Annotated in this window: 1 protein-coding gene and 3 pseudogenes; 3 read left to right on the forward strand and 1 reads right to left on the reverse strand. The window is 66.1% G+C overall.

Features of this window, described 5'->3' with window-relative positions; translation table 11 throughout:
- From MJ777_RS22425 to istB, 3 pseudogenes are all read left to right on the forward strand, one after another.
- Positions 1-214: pseudogene (locus MJ777_RS22425) on the forward strand (hypothetical protein); the annotation flags it as partial.
- 46 nt (positions 215-260) lie between these two features.
- Positions 261-683 (forward strand): annotated as a pseudogene (locus MJ777_RS22430) (IS21 family transposase); the annotation flags it as partial.
- Positions 684-730: 47 nt separating this feature from the next.
- Positions 731-1,489, forward strand: a pseudogene (gene istB / locus MJ777_RS22435) (IS21-like element helper ATPase IstB).
- 891 nt (positions 1,490-2,380) lie between these two features.
- Here the strand turns inward: istB and MJ777_RS22440 are convergent.
- Positions 2,381-3,406, reverse strand: coding sequence for a terpene cyclase (locus tag MJ777_RS22440; protein ID WP_239313840.1), 1,026 nt, complete (start codon positions 3,404-3,406; stop codon positions 2,381-2,383).
- Positions 3,407-4,016: the final 610 nt, after the last annotated feature.

A 4,016-nucleotide genomic window follows, 5' to 3' on the forward strand; every position in this document is an offset into this window, starting at 1 on the left:
CGAGGTCACCGACCGCATGCTGATCTTCGGCGAACGGCACCTGCGCACCGTTCTGGTTGAGTACGCCGCCCACGACAACGGACGACGCCCCCACCACGGTCGCGACCTTCAACCACCACGGCCCGACCACCCCGTCGCGGACCTGACCCAGGAACGGATCAAACGCAAGCCCGTCCTCGGCGGCCTGATCAACGAATACGAACGAGCCGCCTAAAACCCCAGGTCAACACCGGTGGACGAGTTCTGACACCCCACAGGGGCTGCCGCCGGTGGATCCGCCGGCCGGTCTGTGTTCCCGTGTTCGGCTGGGTCGGGACTATTACGTGCGGGTCGACACCGTCGATTACTCCGTCGATCCGCGGGCGATCGGCCGGTTCGTCGACGTGACCGCCTCCCTCGACACGGTGGCGGTGACCTGTGACGGTCAGCCCGCCGCCCGGCACGCCCGTTCCTGGGCCCGCAACGGCACGGTCACCGACCCCGAGCACGCCGCGACCGCCGCGCGGATGCGCCAGGCGCTCGCCGAGGACCGCCGGCGGCGGGCGGCGGCGACCCGCCATCACGGTGACGGCCATCCGGTCACGATGCGGGCGCTGCCGGACTACGACGCCCTCTTCGGTGTCGATTTCACCCACCAACCACCCGGGAACACCCTGGAAGAGAAGAAAGCGAGTAGCGAGTGACAGCGACCACCCTTTCGGTGGAACCCGCCGGGAGATCACCCGACGGCATGCCGGCGATGATCTCCTATCTGACCCGGGTATTGAAGACCCCGACGATCGGCGCGTTCTGGGAAGAACTCGCCGTCCAGGCCCGTGCGGAGAACTGATCCTACGAAGGATACCTCGCCGCGCTGCTGCAGCGCCAGGTCGCCGACCGCGAGTCCAAAGGGACCGTGATGCGGATCCGCACCGCGCACTTCCCGACCGTCAAAACGCTGGAGGACTTCAACCTCGACCACCTGCCCTCCCTGGGTCGTGATGTGCTCGCGCATCTGGCTACGAGCACCTACATCGCCAAAGCGGAGAACGTCGTCCTGCTCGGTCCGCCTGGCGTCGGGAAGACCCATCTCGCGATCGGTCTGGGAGTGAAAGCCGCTCACGCCGGCTACTCCGTGCTGTTCGACACCGCCAGCAACTGGATAACCCGTCTCGCCGACGCCCACCACGCCGGGCGTCTCGACGACGAACCGAGGAAGATCCGCCGCTACAAACTCATCATTATCGATGAAGTGGGCTACATTCCGTTCGATCAGGACGCGGCGAACCTGTTCTTCCAGCTCATCGCGTCCCGCTACGAACAAGGCTCGGTCATGGTCACCTCGAACCTGCCCTTCGGCCGCTGGGGCGAGACCTTCTCCGACGACGTCGTCGCCGCGATGATCGACCGGCTCGTTCACCACGCCGAGGTCCTCACCCTCGCCGGCGACTCCTACCGCACCCGCGCCCGCCGCGAGCTCCTCGCCAAGGACCGACCCAACCACAACTGATCAACCAGACGTGGGGGGTCAAGATTCAGAGGCCCGCACGGGGTCAGTTTTCGCGAGGCCTTGACAGTGGGCATCCGATCCGGGGCGGTTCACCGGGATGAATCCGCAGGCGACGGCCCCAGTACCGCCCGGCACAGATCAACAACGGATCGGCGGCTCGACACCGGCCCTCGACGAGACGAGCAACGATCATTCCACAGACGCGGTCGAGCGCCTGTGGATCAGTGGCGGTGACCTCCCTGAGCTGTGCCACGATTGCCGCTACATCGACGTCCACAGGCCCCCTCGGGGCGCTACCGGTGACAGCTGTATATCACGCTGTGGCCGCCGAAGTTGGGTGCACGGCTGTTGCGGTGACTCGATCGGGCCGGCAAGAGAAGATCTTGAAGCGTCCCCTGCCCTTCCAAGCACGTCGCTGTTATCACCGCTGTCTGTCCGTGGTGTTCACCGTGTGCGTCTCGGCTCTCTGGTGAGCTGCACCACTACCCGTTCGGTGTTCGGGGGAGGGCGTCGCCTCTGGGGCTTTCTGTCTCGTCCGACTGGCGAACGGTGTGACCCTCGGTGGCGAGTCCGCGTCTTTCGCGTGCCCTGTGCTGCCGCCCTGGCGGTTGTGGGGACGGCGCCGGCTCGGGGGGGTGCCAGCGCCGTCGCCACAGGATCTCATCCTCGGGGGGAAACACCCGTGCGGAACGGTAATTTCCCCGGGTCGCGAGAGAACCGCCCGCTGCTACGCCACGCGGACGATGGCTGGCCTCATGCTCGGGCGCTACAAGACCATCAGTGTTCGGGCTGGGCGGTGTAGGAGGTGAGACGGGCGAGGAGATTCTCGGCCAGCACGCCCACCTACAGATCTATTCGCGACAATGGCCCGCAGGATCGAATTCGTGATGTTCATGAACCAGCAGGATCTGGCTCTCCCAGGACGTTCTCGAAGTAGCCGAGGCCAGACCGAGGGAGGACCTCCAGAGCGGTGGTGTAGCGCAGGGTCTCGGTTTCCCACGCGTGATAGCCGCAAATCCAGGCGGTCAGGACGTCGACATAGGTGGACACGCTGGCGCACTGCGTGGCGGAGAGAGCGAGATGGGTGCACATGGCTGGGACCTCGCGAGCCAACTCCTGGAAACGGGTGCAGCGCCGGTGGACTTCTCCTTGAGCTGCGGCGATCGCCTCCTCGCGGGTGCAGTGCTGGGTGTGTTCGAGAACCAAGACGACGTTGTCCATGTCCCCGCGTGCTTCCTCCTTCTCCAGGGAATACACGTCGTTACACATCAGCGTGATGTCGATGGCGATCTCCCGCATGATCCTCAGCTGCGGACTATGGAACACGGCCGGAGGCAGGGTGAGGCCCGCCGCGCGTTCCCCCAGGGACAGCGGCAGCGCTGTCCCGGCGATGCCCCGGCGGACCTGGAGGTATTGCTCCATGTCGGCGGGCGACCTACGGCGCCGGTTGACCGCCTCATGGGCGTGGGCGGCGAAGTAGTACTCCCACTCGCCTGCGACCCGGGCCGCCCAGCCGGGGGAAGCACCGTCGGTGCTGCGCCGCCAAAGGTCAGCGAACGCGGCCGAGCATGGGTCGCCGCCGTGGCGCGGCCCGGTGCCGTGGAAGATATCGATCAGGCTCTGGCACACCCGGGCGACTCGGTCGGGCGCCGAACCCAGGGGGCCGTCGAGCTGGTCGTCGAAGACGAAGAAGAACGCCATCGCGTCGGTGCACAGATCCAGCCCTGGGCCGGTGGCGTCGGGGAAGCCGTAGGCGGCGAGCCGGGGCATGTCCCATGAGGAGTACCAGTCCATCGACCGTTCGCCGCCGACCAGCCCGTGCCGGCGGACCCAGTCGAGGTTGCGGACGCGTGTGCCGTCCATGCCCTGGTGCATGCGGAGCGGGAAAGGTAGATCGAATGCGACGTCCTGCGGCATGGACCCTCCACACGCCGGCCGCCCGCTGGCTCACCGGCTCCGCATGAGGTGTATCCCAGATCGGCCCCCGCCGAGGCTGATTCATGTGAGATTTCTGCAAGAAGGCCCGTTCCTCGATCGACGTCAGCGCAAGACCGCTCTGGATTGAAAGGTGGTTTCCCGCGCGGTCGCCGGCTTACGACCGACGCCCGGCGGCGAAGAGCAGGGCTGACGCTCATCAAGCCCCCGATGACTCCCTGCAAAGCGGGCTCCATGACAGATCCTCCGCCGGCACCCAGAGGGCCTCAAGATCTCGACGGCCGAATACCGCGGGGTCCGAATAACAGCACTCCACCAGTCAAGTAGGATTTGTGGCTCTCGGCAGATTGCCGGAGAACGCGTTTGGTCGCTGACGGCTAGTGATCTGCACATGTGACTTAACGTGACCACGCTTGGGGGCTCGGCCCTCCGTGTGGGGTGCCAGAAGTCGGCTTGGGCCTGTGACCTGGGCTGACGCGGTGGAGTGGGCTGCCGGCATGATGGTCAGCTATGTCCGTACGCCTGCTGCACCTGATCTTCGTTCGGGTCTGTAGCTGGCTCGTTCTCCTCAGCCGCTCGTCGGCATCGAAGA

It is taken from the genome of Protofrankia sp. Cj5 (genome assembly GCF_917627405.1).
Classification (GTDB): Bacteria; Actinomycetota; Actinomycetes; order Frankiales; family Frankiaceae; genus Protofrankia.